Raw genomic sequence first — 17944 nt, 5'->3', positions numbered from 1 at the left:
TTTATGGAGATCGCAAATGGAAATTAAATCTCGAGGCAGACCGCGCTCTTATGACCCTGAGCAAGTATTAGAGCGTGCATTACATGCATTTTGGAAAGGTGGATTTTCAGGAACTTCTCTTGATACTTTGGCTTTGGCCACAGGTTTAAACCGACCAAGTCTTTATGCTGGCTTAGGAGATAAACGCACAATCTATATTAAAGCGATGCATTATTTCCAAAAATATGCCCAGACAGAATTTGGCAAAGCATTGGAACATAAAGATACGGATAGGTCGTTTGCCGATGTTATTTTGAGATATTTGCGAACAGCTCTCGAAGTAGATGGATATCATGAAGATATTGATTTGAGTGGATGTGCAGTTATATCAACAGCCATGGCTGATGCGTTGGCTGATAATGAAATCCAAGCTGTATTAAAAGAAGTTTTAACAGAAATGAATGAACAGCTTTATCAACGATTGAGTCTAGCTAAACAAAATCTAGAATTGCCTCATGATACGGATATTGATGCATTAGCTTTCTTAATGACTTCTGCCGCGCATAGTATTGGAATTCGTGCTAGGGCAGGTTTAGACTTACAGCAAATCGAAATATTACTACTTTCTGTGTCTAAAATTCTTTGCCCAACTTAAAGTAGAAATGTGTCTAAATTAAATAAAGCTCTCTAAGGTTTATCAATAATATTTTTAAAATTAGATAAATTGAGTTTTAAAGAGAGCTTGGATTTTGTTCCATTATCAAAATTAAATTTGTATTAGGCTTTAGGCGCTTTATTCATTAAAAAGATACCTGAAATAATGAAAATTGCACCATATAAAAACGATAAGGTCGGCTGTTCATGAATGAAAACCCAAGCCATCAGTGCTGCAAAAATAGGTTCGGAAAGTTCGGTCACTTGTACTTTTGCTGCGGGTAAATATGTTAACGCTTTGGTTGTGCAATAAAATCCAAGAATGGTTGGCAGAACTGCCAAGCCTATTAAGCCTAAAATAATATTGGTATTAAAACTAATGCTATGAAAATTAATTAAAAAGGGAACAGCAAGATAAACACTACCAAAAAGTAATAAATACTTCGTTAGGAATAAACCACCATTTAATCTGAATTTTTTAATTAATACTGAAAATAGCCCATAGCCAGTGCCTGCAATAGAGGCATTGATCAGCATTAATAAACTATTTTCACCTTTCCATGAAATTAAACTAATACCCGCTACAGCTAATAATGTTCCCGCAATAGAATGAATATAAATACTTTCTTTTAAAACTAATCTACCAAAAAATAAAGCTGAAATAGCGGCTGAAGCCATGAGTACCACAACTACATTGGCCGCAGCACCATGGTTGTAGGCAATGGTTTCGAAAAAGAATAGTGAAAAAATCCCTAAAAAAGCACATATCGCAATTTGGACAAAGACACTCAGTTTGCTTGGAGTATTGCTAATAAAAGCAATTTTTTGGCTAACAGGAACTTTAAATAAAAACACACTTAAAAAGAAGAACGCGATGACTGTTTTTAAAAAAGCAATGTCTTGTGGGCTTAAGCCACTGTGCATAAGCAGTTTACTAATCACCCCAATAGAGGCATTGAGTGCAGCAGCACAGAGCGCAAATAGAGTCCCAATAATCAGATTATTCACTTTTCTAATACTTCCATATATTTAGCCATAAGGAGTCTACATTATTTTTCGCAATATAGCCCTGTCAATTTCCTTCTTTTCCATGAAGTATAAATTATTTAAATTTTGTTGGTGATGGATATTAATTTGAATTAATCCATTTATTAAAAATTATTTGTTGTTTGATTGTTAATTAAATTATTTTATTTAATTTTAATTAGAAATTCTTAAAAATAATATTTTGTTGACATTTTTAAAAATATATTTAAACATAATATTTGATTGTTTTAAGTTTAATTAATAACAGTCTTAATTCTAGCTAAATAAGTATTTAATGCTTAGATAATAATTTAAATATAATGGAGATAATTCGTGTTTTTTTCACAGGAAAGTTTGAAAAAATTAGAAAGTGCGGTTGATCATGCTATGCATAGCGAGTTTAAAAAAGATGAGATTATGCATAAATTTCATAATGAAGACTGGTTCGATGAAAATTATTATAAACGTCATATTTTAGAGTGTGTTATTCGCATTCATATGAATAATGAATTAGATGCAAATGCAGTGCGAGTTGCAGCCATCAATAATATCTCTGCCGCAAAACAGCTTTCATATTATTTATATGATGAATTTGGTCACGATGAAATGTTCGGTCAGGATTTGTCTAAATATGGCTATTCTTCAGATCAGATCGTTTCAAAAAATGCATTTCCTGAAACATGGAAACTGATGGGGTATTTAAACTTTTGTGTAGAGAAATTTGGGGCATTACCAGCAGTCGTTTGGGACTGGTTCCTCGAATATTATGGCGATAAATTTAATAATTTTATTACCCAAAAAGCGGGTGTTCATATGGGGAATCAGGCTGTATCGGGTGCAGCTTCACATGTTGCATTTGATGAAGCTGAAGATCATAGCGGCATGATGACAGAGATGCTTTCTTCTGTAATTAAGACACAAGAAGACTTTGATCTAGCAATCAAGCATATCAATAGCTTTGTTCCAATGGTGGGTGAGTATTTTCAGGCTGTACGTGCTGAAACGCTTTCATAGCAATGGAATTAGAATATGCCAATGGTAAATATCCGCACTCAAGAGCATATTTACATTGCTGATTCTGGACAGCCTCTCATCGATGCGGTACCTGATAGCGCCGTGATGAAAGGCTGTTTAAAAGGTGTGTGCCGAGTTTGTCGATGTAAGCTAAAAGGTGGAGTCGTATATGAATCAGGAAATCAGGTTGCCGTAGGACAAGAGTTCTTACCTTGTATTAGCTATGCTCATAGCGATGTCGAAATCGCACCATTGGTTAATAATTTGAGTGTGGCTCAACTTGTTGGTAGAAGTTTTCTTGCTGAAAATATTGTTGAGCTCACATTTAAAATTAAAAGGACGTTCTTTAGCTCTAAAGCAATTGTGAATATCAAACACCCATCAGAGCCTTTAATTCGAAGTTACTCTGTAGTTTCACTGGGTGTAAAAAATTATGATTTTTTTGTTTTGCACATAAAATTAAGACCAAATGGAATATTTTCTAACTTATTTGAAAAGCTAGCGATTGGTGATCAATTAGAATACAACCTAAATAATCATATAGAACCTGAATACGAGAAAGATATTTCTACGCTCAATATTGTAAGCGGTGGAAGCGGCATGGGAGCTGCACTTACTCGTGGATTAGATCTCATCCGAAAAAATCCTATTTCTAAAGTAAATATCTATGCGATTAATCGGTCAGTTTTAAGTGATTATCATCAACATTGCTTCAATGTTTTTCGAGAACAAGTTGACGCTGAGGTCAATATTATAAATATCCCGTTTTGTACGTGGACAAATAATGGATTTGATTTTTCAAATTATTTGGACTCTCACGAGTTAACAGTGGGTGTTGGTTCTACCCCAATAATTAATAAAATTTTAAATCAGCCTCTGTGTGAGTTAGAAAGTTTTGGTCCCTAACGGAGACTGTAACAATGACAGTAGTAGTTATAGAACCTATTTCTTCAGGCGTCACTTATTTAAATGCCGCTCAAGAATTAGGGATAGATTTATATGTTTTTTCTACTGATGAAGGAGAGTGCAGCATTGATGGATCAATGCGCCAAAAAGCAAAAGAAATAATAAAAATAGATACCAGTGATTTTCATAGTCAACTCTCTAAAATTGTTGAGTTAAAGACCATAAAAGCCATATTACCCGGTGTTGAATATGCAGTACCTATGGCTGCCCAACTCGGTAACTCATTTGCCAAAAACTCTCTTGAATATATGGCAGCTCAAACAGTTCGAAATAAATTTAAATTTCGTGACAAGCTAACCAAGTCGGGTTTAAGCGATATTAAATATGCCTTGATTTCACAGGGGAAAGAAATTGACTTACCTCTAGGTTTTAAGTTTCCTGCTGTAGTAAAGCCAGTTGATATGGCGGGCAGTATGTCTGTTAAAAAAGTTGCAGATTTTGAGGAACTTTTAACAACAGTTGAAGCGATCTGGAAAGCTAAGCCCAACGATATTGGTTTCTATGCCAGTGGTGATTTAATTGTTGAAGAATACATCGTAGGTAAAGAATACAGTGTTGAAGGAATTATCCATACAGATGGAAAAATAACCTTTGCTTCGCTAACAGAAAAACTATTAGGGCCAGAACCTTACTTTGTCGAAATTGGTCATATTGTGGGTAATCAATATAATAGCCAATTTTCTGCACATGTTTTTGACTATGCCGAAAAAGTCATTAGAACCTTAGCGTTAAATATAGGGCCTTTTCACTTAGAACTGCGAGTTACACCTCAAGGAAAAGCAGTCGCAATTGAGTTAGCGGCACGTTTACCGGGCGACAATATTGTCGAGTTAATTAAACTGGCAACTAATTTTGACCTTGCTCAAGCGGTACTGAGCGAATACTTAGACCTACCATATTCACCTTCAATAGAAAAAAATCTGGTTTCTGCAATTGCCTTTATTCCCCAAGGTAATCACCGTCTGTTCAAAGGTTTTAGGGGTTTAGATCAACTGTTAGAAGCACCTGAATGTGTACATCATCACTTCTACTATGAAACAAACGATGAACTGGAGTGCAACCATGATTGGACCTCACGATTAGGCTACTTCATTTTCCGTTCCGAAAGCGAAGATAAGATTCGTAGTTTAGTCAAACATATACATGAGCAGGTGAAAGTCATATGAAACATGTATTAATCATCAATAGATATGACGATGAATTGTCTGATTATAATAAATATATAGATCACGATGCCGTGTATGTGTCTTATATTTCCTTAACAGAAACGATGCGTTATATCACTTCTTCAAATTGTTACTGCATAGCTGGGTTAGAGCAGTTAAATGAAGAAGAGGTTCTCGATCAGGCTAAAAAAATCTATAAGAAAAAACCTATAGATTACGTTATTGCCATCTCAGAATATGACCTCGACGCTGCTGCTCGCATTCGAACTGAATTGAATATTGTGGGTGCAACTGTCGAAGACAATTTGTTGTGCCGTAACAAGAAGAAAATGAAAGATGCTTTAGCTCACTCAACTGTGCGTTATCCAAAATATTCGGAAGTGTCTTCATACCAAGATATTGAAAAGTTTTTGCTGGAAATTGGCTCAGCGATTATTTTAAAACCTCAGGTAGGCGCGGCTTCTGAAGGGGTAATTAAAATTAGTGAGTTGGCTGATATTCCTCGTTTATCTTCATATTCGGGCTATGAAGTAGAAGAATTTGTTGAAGGGGATATCTATCATGTCGATGCGATTATTTCAGACAATAAAATGCCTTACTTTAAAGTCTCAAAATATATTAATACCTGTTTGGACTTCAGAAATGGTGCGCCATTAGGCTCTGTAACGATTGATAATTTTGAATTTATTAATAAAGTAGAAAAATTTACTTTAGACGTATGTAAATTCTTAAAATTAAAAGATCAGGCGATTCATCTTGAATTTATTGAATCTAAGGGCGAGTTGGTCTTTTTAGAAGTTGGTGGACGAGTAGGCGGTGGAGAAATTCCATTCATCACATTACGCAATGAGTCAGTCGACTTATATGAAATGTGGATTAAGGCAGCCATGAAAATTCCACAAGAGCCAGTGAACACGAAAATAACAGGTTTTCTGATGATGCCTAATCCTTATAGTTCCGGTTTTTTATTTAATGGGATTAAAGAGTTAGAAAATGAAACCATTACCTATCAATTGATTCAGGAAAGTGGTGACCATAACAATTTTAGTTATGAAAATATCCCTGCAAAAATTCACTTTATGGGAGATAGCCAAATACAGGTCGAAAATGCGATTAAAAATAGTATGAAAATTTTACAAAGCGCAATTTCTCAAAATCATCATTCTAATTTGAGTCTGAGTGAATCTTCTTAGTTGAGATTTGGCTAAATTCTAAAAATCAAAAGGCTTGGACTTAAAATGTTCAGGCCTTTTTAAATGGTGTAATGAACGTACCTACATAACCACCATTCTAATAGACTTTTGTTTCTGAGAATTGTGATTTATAAAACTTACTCATATTATATAATTAGTTAATTATTAAAGAATTTTAAAAATGATTAAATCTATTATTTCAGGTTGCGCAGTTCTCACACTTTCAGCTTTGTCGGTCACGCATGCAGAATTTTCTTTTGAACAAGAATTACAACAAGGCTGTAATAAAGTGAAGCAATACGCGAGCTTAGGTAAGAAAAACTACGACCAAAAACAATATAAAAAAGCGCTCGAAAACTTTCAGAACCAAGCCTCTTGGACTGCTTTTTGTAAAGCCAATGCAGATGAAACCACAGTTAAATTTACCGACCGAGATATTGAAGTTGCCAACAATAATGTGGGCTTAGCCTACGCAAAATTGGGCCAGCCACTTTGGGCGAGAGCATGGTTTATGCTCGATGAAAAATCAAAATCGAGCCAGTTTAACCTTCAGCAGTTACCTGCACCTAAAGCCTCAAATGATTTGTCAGGTGAGTATGTGCGTTACTCAGGTTTTGGTGAGTGGGATCACATCACGGTAAGTCGTGAGAAGGGCCAATACGCAATCAGCTATGCTGGTTTATATATGGGACTTAGAAGCTTAATTTACGGCCCAAACATGGGTGAATTTGACACCAAAATGCCGAGTGGTAAAAAGCAAATTGTCTATAAAGATCAAGACTGTCGCATTAAACTCGACTTTAAAACCAACGCGAAATTAGGAAATTATATTCAAGCCAAACAAAACGAGGGTAACTCGGGCTGTGGCTTTGGACATAATGTTTATGCAGATGGTACATATTTAAAAGTTGAGTCTGGGAAATAAACCTAAAAATAGGGAATTGAATGATGAATAAATTTGCACGATTGCTACTCGTTTCTACGATTGCCATTTCATCTCAAATTTACGCCGAGCCAACCAGTACATGCAAAGAAGTGAAATTCCAAAAAGCCGATGAGGCGTGGAGTGGGCACTATTATTTAAATGGCGTGATGGAAGTCGGTTCAGAGCTTTTACTTCAGTCAGATGGCAAGTTTAAATGGATGCTTGCTGTGGGTGCTTTAGACCAATATGCCGAAGGTACATGGTGGAAAAATGGTGACTGTATTGGCTTAAAACCAGAGGCTAAATTTAAAAAGGATTTAAGTATTTTTCCTGAAAGCCTAACGATTTCTGACAAATCTTTAGATGCGATTTGGGAAGGTGGGCGCCAGCAAGGCACATATAGCAAAGACTAAATTAAAAAAGTCCGACACTGAGTCGGACTTTTTTATGGCTTATATTTTAGTGATTCACCGCAGCAAGTTGCTGAGCGTTATAGCGTGCGCCCATGTTTGGGTATCTCGCAATAATCGCTTCAATTTCTGCCAAATCTGCTGCTGTTAAATGAAGGTCTACAGCACCTGCATTTTCAACAAGTCGTTCGATTTTACGCGTACCCGGAATTGGCATAATGTCGTCACCTTGCGCCAAAATCCAAGCCAACGCGAGTTGAGCTGCTGTCGCATTTTTGCTTTGAGCAAAGTCGCTAAATGCTTGCGCCAAGCTTTGGTTATTTTTCCAGTTATCACCTTGATAACGCGGTAACTGGCGACGGAAATCACTTTCGTCTAGGCTGCTCACATCAAGCGTATTGGTGATTAAACCACGCGATAGCGGTGAATACGGCACAAGGCTAATGCCTAACTCGCGAATGGTTTGAAAGTGAGTATCTTCCAGTTCACGAGTAAGCAATGAATATTCATGTTGAACCGCTGCAATCGGGTGAATCGCATGCGCTTTACGAATAGTTTCAGCTGACGCTTCACTGAGTCCTAAATAACGAACTTTACCTTGTTGCACCAAGTCAGCCATTGCGCCAATGGTGTCTTCAACTGGAATGTTTGGGTCAATCCGGTGTGCATAATACAAATCAATCACGTCTGTATTTAAGCGTTTTAAACTGTTTTCGACCGCAATTTTAATCCACTCTGGAGAACCGTCGATATAAGACTCTAAAGAGTTTTGTGGATTAAGGTTGTCTTCTTTATAACGAAAGCCAAATTTGGTCGCCAAGAACACTTTGTCGCGGTGTTTTTCTAAAACTTTTGAGAGCAAAACTTCGTTTGCGCCATTGCCGTACATGTCGGCGGTGTCCCAAAAGTTAATGCCGAGGTCTAATGCCTTTTCTAGAGTGGCAATGCTTTGTGTGTCGTCTGAGGCACCATAGGCAAAGCTCATTCCCATACAACCTAAACCAAGTGCTGATACTTTTTCGCCTGTTTGTCCTAAAGTTCTATATTTCATTTTTCACACTCTTTTTTGCAAAATCACTTGAGTAGAAAAACTATAAAATGCTTTGGCTCAAACTGACGTATAACATTCAAACCAATAATTATAAAATTCAAACAATCTGTTTTTAGGCCACACAGTCTTCGCGGAATTTTTTAGGCGAAAAGCCAGTATTTTTCTTAAAGAAGTTGGTGAAATACGCTGAATATTCAAAGCCTAAGCTATAGGCAATTTCCGAAATATTCCAACTGGTGTGTTGTAGTAGCGCTTTGGCTTCTTGCGTAATGCGCGAGCTAATATGCTCAGAAGTCGTTTTACCAGTGGCTTCTTTTACAGCTCGGTTTAAATGGTTCACATGCACCGACAGACCATAGGCATAGTCATTCGCAGTTTTGAGTTTAAGCTGGAAATGTGGCGAGTCGATCGGGAACTGACGCTCTAACAACTCAAAGAATAAATGGCAAATCCGAACCGCAGCATTGCTATGTTTTTCAAACTGTTGGGTCGGTTGCATTTTCATGGCTTCATGCACAATCAGGTGCAAATAGTTTCTTAAAACGTTGTATTTATGAATGTAGTCTGAATTTATTTCACTCATCATCTTTTTGAAAATAAATGAAATTTCTTCAACTTGTTGATCATTTAAAAAATACAACGGGTCGCCGTCGACTTTAAACAGCGGCGAGTCTTTTAAAAAGCTTTGTCTTGATTCTTGGTTTACAAACTCTTCGGTAAATAGGCAAAACCAGCCTGCTTGTTCAGGCGAATTAATTTCCCATGCATAGGGAACCATTGGGTTTGAAAACAGTAAAGCAGGGCGGTCGACTCGTATCCAGCGGTTGGCATAGTGAAGTTCACCTGTGCCTAAAACCAGTGAAATTTTATAATAATCGCGGCGGCTATAAGGCGTGAGAAACGAGCAGGCATCGCGTTGGAACACGTTAAAATGTCCAAACGAAGTCGACGGAACCGTGTAATCGCTATCTCTTGTTAAAGAAAAGCGGCGATAAAAATCATGTATGGTTTCCATGTCTTTGCCTGCGTACATTATCAATTTATTTAAAGTTATAAAATTCAAACTTTATTTACTGTAGCTTTTATTTGTAGCGCGATCAATCGGTGCATTTAAGCGGTTTGAAAATGAATGATAAATTAACAATGAAATGACCAGACAAATTAAACTTTAAGAAAATATATTGTTAAATCACTATACCAATGAAAAATAAAAATAATCTTTATAAATGAATAGCCAATATCACATTGACACTCAAAAACGCGCGGATTATCCTTTGCCTGCTGGCCTACATTGCCAGTCGATTTTGACAGATCGATATAACACACAAGACATCAAAAAGTTCTCTTTTTGGTGGCGAACTCGTTCGTCCCCCTTCGTAGCGGTAGGGCGAGGGAGGGACGCCTTGTGCGTGCTGATTCTTGTGTGTCAGTCTGTCAACCTTCTCTCGTTCTACCACCATCATTTGACAGTGATTGGGTAGAACTCCTTTACACACAAGGAGTCCGCATATGCGTACTATTTCATCTCTCTCATTGGCAACCTTCGCCAAAGTCTTTACGTCTATATCGCACTGGTCTTTAAAACGGTTTAACCGACTCTAGGTTTTAAACCATAGGTCATTACGACTAAAAAATCATAGCAACAATAAAACCCGAGATAGGCGAGCACACCATTTTTGTGCGGCTTTTGCATGCCTGTTTTTAGCGCTCATTTTAAGAGTGACGGCATTTCTATCTCTTTTATATACAACAAAAAATTATTTTAAACGGTATAAAAATGCCAAATTTAGAAGCTTCATTTAGAGCATTACGCGTGCTCCACGCAGCAAAAGATTTATTTAATCAAAATGGGTTTTACATCGGGATAGATCGAATTATTGAGGAAGCCAAAATCCCCAAAGCTACTTTTTATAACTATTTTCACTCCAAAGAAAGGCTCATTCAGATGAGCTTAACTTTTCAAATAGATGCTTTAAAACATGAGGTATTTTCAATTATTCATTCGTACCGCGAACTCATGGCATTCGATAAGCTCAAGAAAATTTACCTTTTACATGCAAACTTAGAGGGCTTTTATCGGTTGCCATTTAAAGCCATTTTTGAAATTGAAAAGATCTATCCAGCAGCATATAAACTCGTTATTGACTATCGAAACTGGTTCATTAAAGAAATTCATAAACTCCTTTTAACTGTAAAACCTGCCGCTACAGTTGAAGATGCTCATATGTTTTTATTTGTGATTGATGGCGGGATGGTTCAGCTTTTAGGGACCAATAACATTGATGAAAGGGATGCATTACTTGAATACTTTTTAAGTCGGGTTTGATGGGGAGAGGCCCGACGGGAGTTGGGCTTTTTATTTTAGGAATGGTAAATCAATAAATTTTTTATTTAAGTTATTGATTTTAATGTAGTTTTTAATATGGTCAATCGCATGTTATAATTCGCTTAGCGAATTATAACATGCGATTGACCATAGCGTGTGGATAACGCTCGTCTTGATAATATGTTTTAATTTTTAGATATTCTGTCTTTAACAACCGAAATAAAATCTAAAATTAAGTTGCCTAAAGGTGTGGCCAATTCAGTTTTATCATCGGCTCTTTCATCCTCAGATTTAAAAGCGTGTTTTATCAAATTTAAAAGTATTGTTAGCGCAACTGCAAATATAACAGTAATTAAAGTAAGAATAACACCAGTAGATAGAAGCTTGCTATTTAAAGCCTTTTCTTCTCTATCCTGTATAAGATTTAAATCTTTGATTTGTTCTGGCTTAATATTTTTATCTTTTAAAAGCTCTATCTTTTTTTCATCTATTATTAACTGTTTTTGTTGGATCTCTATAGTAGATTTAGCTAACTCTAGCTGTGTATTTATAAAACTGTATGATTTACATAAACCTATTGATAAAAAGCAACAGCTTATTACTAATCCTACCCAAAATAATTTATTTTTAAAGCCTCGTAAAAGTTCTTCATCTTTAGCTTTGCTTTGTAGATAATTATTAGCATCCGTAGCTACCATATTTGGTAATTGATCTTCTGCATCAGAATTCGGGGGTGTAGTATTTTGTATATTCATTTTTATCCCAACATAAAAAATCCCTTAAAAAAAGGGATTAAAAAAGTATCAAAAAGATTAACGAACTAAATTTAAACCTTTTAGACGATAATACATAGCTCTTTCAGAAACATTAAATTTTGATGCAAGGCCTTCAACTGTACGAATATTTTCTTTATCAATTGAATGTTGAATCGCGTATTCAGGCATCAAAATTTCTGCACCTAATCTATTGGCGTCGCGCTCTTGAATTGAAACATAATCTCCATTAAACGTATGTTTTTCATCGCGAAAACAAGGGTTCTCTGGTGTTACATGGTTAAGAATGTGATGTGCCATTTCGTGAGATAAAGTAAAACGTTGGCGTACTAGGCTGTCAGAAGGATTGACATAGATTATCCGTTTGCCTTCCTCTAACGATGCTTTCCCACTCAAGCTTAATTCATCCCAGCTCAGGAAACGGACTTCAATACCAAGTTTTGTTGCAATAGAATTAACATCAACAGGCAAGAACCCATCCCAGAAGTTTTTTAAGACTGTATCAGCGTAAGACATAGCGTTTTACTCCAATCAGTAAGCTGTCTATAAAATTGACAGATATTGTAATTAATTTATTAATTAGTTCAATGACTATTAATATGTTCTTTATTAGTAAAAAGCAATCTTTAAAGCTATCACAAAGGTAAGAAATCTTAATTTCAATACAAAATAATACATTTATTTATATTTTAAAAGCTATTTCTGTATCTCTATTTTGAAATATTATCTTTATTATTCAAAAGCTTTTGAATAATAGAGTGGGATTAGGAAGAAAGAAAAGCTAAGGTTGAAATAATAAAAAAGCTTAAATTTAAGCCTTTTTTCAACTAGCTCTAACTTTTATTGTTCACCCAAAACTAATTGTTTAATCTTAATTGCCTTCTCAAAGTGATCTAGCTTATGCTCCATAATCCACCAATGCGCTGCTTCCATCAGTAACTCAGGGTTATCGTTCTTATTTTTAAAAAAAGCGTAAAAAGACAGACCGACATTGTCTCCCTTCTTTTCAATTTTTTCATCGCATCCCTTAATAAAAATTTCTCTTAATTCATTTCTCATATTTACTATCACTTCAAGTCTATAAAACTAAGACGACTTATTACGCTCGCCCCAATCACACATCATATCTAACAAAGGAATTAAAGACTGTCCTCTTTCAGAAAGGCGATACTCAACCTTTGGTGGAATTTGAGGATATTCCTTACGAATAATCAGTCCGTCTTTTTCCAATTCTTTAAGCGTATTGCTAAGCGTTCTAAACGAAATATTGCCAATGCAGCGTTGCATCTCGTTAAAACGCATGACGGTTTTTCCATACAGCCAATACATAATAATCATTTTATATTTGCCATTAATCAAAGAAAGGGTGTACCCAAAGCCCGTATCTTCTAATGGAGTATATGACGGAAGGCAGTCGTCCATTTTTAAAATCCATACTATCTTTTAGTATAGTATATAACATAAATTACCGTACTTATATTTAGGAAAGCACACTTCTATAATCGATTTATCTACTTTTCGATAGAGTGTTTTCATAATGAAAAAGACATTAGTCATCGTTACACACCCTCACATAGACCAGTCTGTTGTAAATAAAAGATGGATTGAGGAACTAGAAAAACACCCAGACCAATTTACGGTTCATCAAATTTATCAGGCCTACCCAGACGGTGTAATTGATGTTGCTAAAGAACAAGCGCTTGTAGAAGAACATGAAAATTTAGTATTCCAATTCCCTGTGTATTGGTTTAACTGCCCGCCACTTTTGAAACAATGGTTAGATGAGGTTTTGACGTATGGTTGGGCATATGGTTCGACAGGTGACAAGCTAAAAAATAAAAAGTTTATGCTGGCTGTGTCTGCGGGTGGTGAAGAAAAAATTTATTCCGAAAGTGGCGAATATCAAATTTCTTTAGACAAGATTTTTGTTCCATTTGAGCTAACAGCTCTCTATGTTGGAGCAGTTTATCAACCACTCCATGCATTTTATGGTTTAGACACCAACCCTTCAGAAGACGACGTTATTCCGACTCAGCAAGACATCGAAAATAATGCGGTTCAGTATGTTCAGAAGTTATTAGCGTTGTCTGAGTAGGTTTTAAGGTAGGAAAGGCTTAAGCGAGTGAGTTTGGGTCTTTTTTTATAAGTAGATAGTTTTAGCTTGAGGTATCTTTATGATTTATGAATAAACAGTTTACAAAAAATTAATTTGTCTATAAGTTGAAAAATACAATAATACGTCTTTGGAAAAATTATGAATATCGCGCCTTTTCCATTTCAAATTACAAACTGGGAAGAAATTGAAGTCACTGAATATAGTGGTGAAACAGGAAAAGCTTATTGGAAAACTCAATTTTTTGGTGAAGAAACAAATAAAATTAGAGTAAGACTTGTCGAGTACTCAGCAAACTATTTGGCTGACCATTGGTGTGAAAAAGGGCACATATTATTTTGCCTAGAAGGCGAGCTAGAAAGTAGATTGAAGGATGGCCGAACATTTACTTTAACTTCGGGAATGAGTTATCAAGTGGGAGATAACTCTGAGCCACATCAGTCTTTTAGCTTAAATGGTGCGAAGTTACTTATCGTTGATTAGATTCAATAAAATAGAGGGATAGAAATCTCTATCCCTCATAAAAAAATTTAATTTGCCAAAATTGCCATGGCAGTAACTAAACTTGTAATTCCTAAAAAGACATCTTTTAAGTTAGCTTGATCATCCATATAGGCAGGCGTAGTAACAAATAAGTTTTGTTTATCGACTACGCAGCTTGAGGTCTGACAAATATGGTGAATTGAACCAGTTTTTTCAATTTCTTTAGCAGTGTTAACGTCAGAGCCCAAAGTGATATTTGGATGTAAATCTCCAAATGTAAGCACCAATAGAGCAGGGGAGATGCATATTGCCCCGATTGGTTTTTTACTTTGATGAAACGCTTTTAGAATTGAGGCAACTGTAGAATGTACTCTTGCTTCTGCTCCTTTAAAGGCAAAAGTTGATAAATTTTTTGCGACTCCGAATCCACCCGGAAGAAGAAGGCCATCAAATTCATTTTCATTAAGTTGATCGAGTGAGGAAATTTCACCTCGGGCAATTCGTCCTGCTTCTTGTAAAATATTTCTCCGCTCAGTCAGGTTTATTTCGCCACTCACATGGTCGATGACATGAAACAAAGGCTCATCAGGTGCAAAAATTTGATATTCAATATTGGCTGTATCTAAAGCTAATAGTGTTAAAACTGATTCTCTAATTTCAGAACCATCCAAATAACCACAACCCGATAAAATGACTGCTACTTTTTTCATCTGCTTTCTTAAGTACCTTTTTGATGTGCAAAAGATATTAAGTTTTATTGTGAAAATTCTTTATACGCAGATTTGCCATAATTTCGCCTTAAGTAAGCATTTTGGTTTTGCGTAGCTCGCGTGGAGTAATACCAAATAAATTTTTAAACTGTTCTGTAAATCTTGATTGAGATTGATAGCCACATTCAAATGCAATATTGCCAATACTAGTGTTGGTGGTTTGAATTAAGTGTAATCCCTGCCCCAGCCTTACTCTATTACGAATATCTTGTATACCATTTCCCTCACTTTTTAGCTTTCTTCTTAAAGTCGATGAACTCATAAAAAGTTGGGATGCGATAAATTCAGCTGTGAGTTCTGTAGCTAAATGATCAGAAATTAATGCCTGAACTTTTTCACTCAAACTTGTGGTCATATTCAAACTAGAGATGTCTGTATAACCAGAATGATAAATAAGTTCTAAAAGTTCTCTTCTTCTAAATTTAAAAACAGAAGAGGGGGCAACGAGAGAAAAATCTATAAATTGAGAAAGTGCATTTTCTAGTAAGGTGTTGAGTTGGCCTTGTACAAATTTTTTAGAAGTTCCTGACGGATTTAGGAGGTCTTTAAAGTCATCAAAATCGAATTCGATGAGGAGCGCAAAATATTCTTCTTGATTTGGAATGTTGCGCATATCAATGCTGGCGCTATTTGATAAAAATATAAAAGAACCTGCTTCACATACAATGTTTTCAGTTCTTCCTAACTCTTTAACGCCACTTAAGATAGCGATGAGTAACGGTTTCGTAATCGGAACATTTCTAATTTTTTGTTCTTTATAGGCTGAATAAATTGAAAAAGGTAAGGTTAAATTGTTATCTAAGTTAATTGCTTTTTTTGATAAAGAAGTGAGATTTTTCATTAAGTTAAAATATTTGATTTAATCTATGGCTTAAATAAGATCAGAAAATTATCGGTCTTTTCGAGGCGGTTTTTTAATATTTGGCTAATAAAAAAGCCTAAACCCATTAGGTTTAAGCCTCTTTAAATTTGAATTCTGGCGGTGAGAGAGGGATTCGAACCCTCGATACGCGCAAACGTATACACACTTTCCAGGCGTGCTCCTTAAGCCACTCGGACACCTCACCAAGGCGTGCGATAGTAACTAAAAAAACCAGTTCTGCCAAGATTTAAGATGAGCATTACAGAAAAAAAATAATAGAGGTGATAAGATTGCGATAAAAATCATATTGGTTTAATTACACAATGCAAAATACGGCCAAAAAAGCAACCTTGCCTGCCACGGCTTTGGCAGCTCTTGGGGTGGTCTTTGGAGATATTGGAACAAGTCCACTCTACGCCTTAAAAGAGTCCTTCCATGCAGCGCATGGGTTGGGAATTCAGCCTGAAAACGTATTAGGAATTTTATCCATTATTTTTTGGTGCTTAATGCTGATCATCAGCATCAAGTATGTCGCTATTGTCATGCGTGCAGACAACAATGGCGAAGGCGGAATCATGGCCTTACTCGCATTGAACTTGCGTAAAGCCAAAATTGCCGACAACAAAAAAATCTACATGATTGCGATTGGCTTTATTGGTGCATCACTATTTTTTGGTGACGGCATTATTACCCCAGCGATTTCGGTACTGTCGGCAGTCGAAGGTTTGTCTATTGCAACCAATGTATTTGACCCGTTTATCATGCCAATTGCGATTACCATTATCATCGCGTTATTTTTGGTACAAAAACATGGTACGGCCTTTGTCGGTAAGTTTTTTGGCCCGATCACGATGGTGTGGTTCTTATCGTTAGGATTATTAGGTCTTCACAGCGTCATTCAGACTCCTGTGGTGTTGGGCATGTTTAGTCCACATTGGGCAATTCAGTTTATCTATCACCATCCCGTAATGACCTTCTTTGTTATGGGTGCTGTTGTTTTAACAGTCACTGGTGGTGAAGCACTATATGCAGATATGGGACATTTTGGACCAGTTCCAATTCGTCTAGCATGGTTCTTTGTGGTGTTGCCGTGTTTGGTTTTAAACTACGCAGGACAGGGTGCATTACTATTAAGAGATCCAGCGGCGATTCAAAACCCGTTCTATTTATTGGTTCCGCAGTGGGCACTTTACCCAATGATTATTATGGCGACCATGGCAACCGTGATTGCTTCTCAAGCCGTAATTTCTGGGGTGTTTTCACTTGCTCGCCAAGCGATCCAATTGGGTTATTTACCACGTTTAAGTATTAAACATACCTCTGAGTCTGAAGAAGGTCAGATCTATGTTCCTTTCTTAAACTGGTTGCTTTTAATCGCAATTATTATCTTAATTTTGATTTTCAAAACCAGCTCAAACTTGGCAAGTGCGTACGGTCTGGCTGTAACTTTAACCATGCTGTGTGACACGATTTTGGTTGCTGTGTTCATCTATTCGGCTTGGAAGTGGAGCATGCCAAAAGTGCTACTCCTGATTATTCCATTCTTTATTTTAGAGTCGGTTTTAGTCGCAGCAACTTCACTTAAAATCTTGTCGGGCGGTTGGGTGCCATTATTAATTGGTGCGATTGCAGTGACCATCTTAATGACATGGAAACGTGGTCGTGAACTTACTTTTGCTAAGCTCGAACACGATACGTTATCGCTAGATTTGTTTGTGAAAAGTATTGGTAATAGTGTGCACTGGGTACCAGGTGATGCTGTCTTTATGACGGGTACGCCAAACGTTGTGCCGCATGCCATGCTACATAATATCAAGCATAATAAAGTGCTGCATCAGCGCAATATCTTGGTAACAGTCATTATTGAAGATGTACCATTTGTTGCACCAGAAGAACGTATTTCAACAGAAACCCTAGCTGAGCATTTCTTCCGTATTAAAATTTTCTACGGTTTTAAAGATGAAATGAATGTACCAAAAGCACTTATGCAAGCTTATGAACAACTCGGTCTTGAATATGACTTAATGCACATCAGCTTCTTTATTTCGCGCGATCGTATTGTTCATTCGGTGGGTGATGGCATGTCTCCATGGAGAGAAAAATTATTTATCTCTATGCAGCGTAACACTAGTCCGGTGAGTGATTTCTATCAGATTCCAACCAACCGTGTAGTTGAGTTAGGTAGTCAAATCGAAATCTAAAAATTTGATGTAATAAAAAAACCAAGACATCT

General features: G+C 36.4%; 20 protein-coding genes and 1 tRNA gene. 11 read left to right on the top strand and 10 right to left on the bottom strand.

All coding sequences use genetic code 11. From position 1 onward, the window contains the following. Positions 1-16: 16 nt before the first annotated feature. Positions 17-634, top strand: a complete 618-nt coding sequence (locus tag ACS604_RS08540) for a TetR/AcrR family transcriptional regulator (RefSeq protein WP_013196638.1) — start codon at positions 17-19, stop codon at positions 632-634. 122 nt (positions 635-756) lie between these two features. On the opposite strand, the gene ACS604_RS08535 is transcribed toward ACS604_RS08540, so the two are convergent. Beyond that, positions 757-1641, bottom strand: coding sequence for a DMT family transporter (locus ACS604_RS08535; protein WP_004789951.1), 885 nt, complete (start codon positions 1639-1641; stop codon positions 757-759). A 351-nt stretch (positions 1642-1992) separates the two neighbouring features. Here ACS604_RS08535 and ACS604_RS08530 point away from each other — a divergent pair, with 351 nt between their 5' ends. From ACS604_RS08530 to ACS604_RS08505, 6 genes are all read left to right on the top strand, one after another. Continuing rightward, complete coding sequence (locus ACS604_RS08530; RefSeq protein WP_144732651.1) at positions 1993-2673, top strand: hypothetical protein; 681 nt, start codon at positions 1993-1995, stop codon at positions 2671-2673. Positions 2674-2688: 15 nt separating this feature from the next. After that, positions 2689-3579, top strand: coding sequence for an FAD-binding oxidoreductase (locus ACS604_RS08525; RefSeq protein WP_474771259.1), 891 nt, complete (start codon positions 2689-2691; stop codon positions 3577-3579). 14 nt (positions 3580-3593) lie between these two features. Further along, positions 3594-4805, top strand: a complete 1212-nt coding sequence (locus tag ACS604_RS08520) for an ATP-grasp domain-containing protein (RefSeq protein ID WP_474771256.1) — start codon at positions 3594-3596, stop codon at positions 4803-4805. After that, positions 4802-5998, top strand: a complete 1197-nt coding sequence (locus ACS604_RS08515) for an ATP-grasp domain-containing protein (RefSeq protein WP_474771254.1) — start codon at positions 4802-4804, stop codon at positions 5996-5998. Before ACS604_RS08520 ends, ACS604_RS08515 begins: the two co-directional genes overlap by 4 nt. Positions 5999-6179: 181 nt before the next feature. Next, positions 6180-6923: a hypothetical protein gene (locus tag ACS604_RS08510; protein ID WP_353154378.1), complete on the top strand. Its 744-nt coding sequence runs from the start codon at positions 6180-6182 to the stop codon at positions 6921-6923. A 20-nt stretch (positions 6924-6943) separates the two neighbouring features. Then, positions 6944-7336 (top strand): hypothetical protein, encoded by a 393-nt coding sequence (locus ACS604_RS08505; protein ID WP_353154381.1) that lies wholly within the window; start codon positions 6944-6946, stop codon positions 7334-7336. Positions 7337-7382: 46 nt separating this feature from the next. On the opposite strand, the gene ACS604_RS08500 is transcribed toward ACS604_RS08505, so the two are convergent. After that, complete coding sequence (locus ACS604_RS08500) at positions 7383-8384, bottom strand: aldo/keto reductase (RefSeq protein WP_353154384.1); 1002 nt, start codon at positions 8382-8384, stop codon at positions 7383-7385. 112 nt (positions 8385-8496) lie between these two features. Next, positions 8497-9399 (bottom strand): helix-turn-helix domain-containing protein, encoded by a 903-nt coding sequence (locus ACS604_RS08495; RefSeq protein ID WP_353154387.1) that lies wholly within the window; start codon positions 9397-9399, stop codon positions 8497-8499. Between the two features lie 762 nt (positions 9400-10161). On the opposite strand from ACS604_RS08495, the gene ACS604_RS08490 reads away from it, so the two are divergent. Then, positions 10162-10710: a TetR/AcrR family transcriptional regulator gene (locus tag ACS604_RS08490; protein WP_474771252.1), complete on the top strand. Its 549-nt coding sequence runs from the start codon at positions 10162-10164 to the stop codon at positions 10708-10710. A gap of 185 nt (positions 10711-10895) precedes the next feature. Here the strand turns inward: ACS604_RS08490 and ACS604_RS08485 are convergent, their stop codons facing one another. The 4 genes from ACS604_RS08485 to ACS604_RS08470 form a co-directional block, all read right to left on the bottom strand. Continuing rightward, a complete protein-coding gene (locus ACS604_RS08485; protein WP_474771250.1) occupies positions 10896-11465 on the bottom strand; it encodes a hypothetical protein in 570 nt (189 codons plus the stop codon). Between the two features lie 57 nt (positions 11466-11522). Next, complete coding sequence (locus tag ACS604_RS08480; protein WP_474771249.1) at positions 11523-11999, bottom strand: ImmA/IrrE family metallo-endopeptidase; 477 nt, start codon at positions 11997-11999, stop codon at positions 11523-11525. A 324-nt stretch (positions 12000-12323) separates the two neighbouring features. After that, the gene (locus ACS604_RS08475) at positions 12324-12542 is read right to left on the bottom strand and encodes a DUF6500 family protein (RefSeq protein ID WP_474771247.1); all 219 of its coding nucleotides are present in this window, start codon (positions 12540-12542) and stop codon (positions 12324-12326) included. A 27-nt stretch (positions 12543-12569) separates the two neighbouring features. Next, positions 12570-12905, bottom strand: a complete 336-nt coding sequence (locus tag ACS604_RS08470) for a winged helix-turn-helix transcriptional regulator (RefSeq protein ID WP_474771245.1) — start codon at positions 12903-12905, stop codon at positions 12570-12572. Between the two features lie 115 nt (positions 12906-13020). On the opposite strand from ACS604_RS08470, the gene ACS604_RS08465 reads away from it, so the two are divergent. Continuing rightward, positions 13021-13578: an NAD(P)H-dependent oxidoreductase gene (locus ACS604_RS08465; protein WP_474771243.1), complete on the top strand. Its 558-nt coding sequence runs from the start codon at positions 13021-13023 to the stop codon at positions 13576-13578. 159 nt (positions 13579-13737) lie between these two features. Continuing rightward, on the top strand, positions 13738-14079 hold the full coding sequence (locus tag ACS604_RS08460) for a DHCW motif cupin fold protein (RefSeq protein WP_001017481.1): 342 nt from the start codon (positions 13738-13740) through the stop codon (positions 14077-14079). A 47-nt stretch (positions 14080-14126) separates the two neighbouring features. Here the strand turns inward: ACS604_RS08460 and elbB are convergent, their stop codons facing one another. From elbB to ACS604_RS08445, 3 genes are all read right to left on the bottom strand, one after another. Continuing rightward, a complete protein-coding gene (gene elbB / locus ACS604_RS08455) occupies positions 14127-14789 on the bottom strand; it encodes an isoprenoid biosynthesis glyoxalase ElbB (protein WP_474771241.1) in 663 nt (220 codons plus the stop codon). 88 nt (positions 14790-14877) lie between these two features. Next, positions 14878-15690, bottom strand: a complete 813-nt coding sequence (locus ACS604_RS08450) for a helix-turn-helix transcriptional regulator (protein ID WP_474771239.1) — start codon at positions 15688-15690, stop codon at positions 14878-14880. A gap of 136 nt (positions 15691-15826) precedes the next feature. Next, positions 15827-15916 (bottom strand) — tRNA-Ser (locus tag ACS604_RS08445). A gap of 118 nt (positions 15917-16034) precedes the next feature. Between ACS604_RS08445 and ACS604_RS08440 the strand changes: the two genes are divergently transcribed. Beyond that, a complete protein-coding gene (locus ACS604_RS08440) occupies positions 16035-17912 on the top strand; it encodes a potassium transporter Kup (protein ID WP_004789917.1) in 1878 nt (625 codons plus the stop codon). Positions 17913-17944 lie beyond the last annotated feature (32 nt).

Source organism: Acinetobacter sp. Li1LvA2, from assembly GCF_056156705.1.
This window is presented reverse-complemented; position numbering and strand designations above follow the sequence as displayed.